Here is a 263-nt window from a genome sequence, read left to right on the forward strand (position 1 = left end):
ACAGGGTGGATTTCCCCGCATTGGTGTAGCCCACCAGGGAAATCAGCGGGGTTTCCGAGCGCTGTCGTGCCCGGCGGCCTTGAGCGCGCTGCTTACGGACCTTGTCCAGGCGCGATTCGATCCCACGAATACGGTCACGTAATAAACGGCGGTCCGTTTCCAGCTGGGTCTCACCCGGGCCACGCAGGCCGATACCGCCTTTTTGGCGCTCCAGGTGGGTCCAGCCCCGCACCAGGCGGGATGACAAATGACGCAACTGCGCC

General features: G+C 63.9%; 1 pseudogene. It reads right to left on the bottom strand.

Annotation, left to right across the window (positions count from 1 at the left end):
* A pseudogene (locus A3730_RS09575) lies at positions 1 to 263 on the bottom strand (GTPase HflX); the annotation flags it as partial.

The organism is Alcanivorax sp. HI0044 (assembly GCF_001634945.1).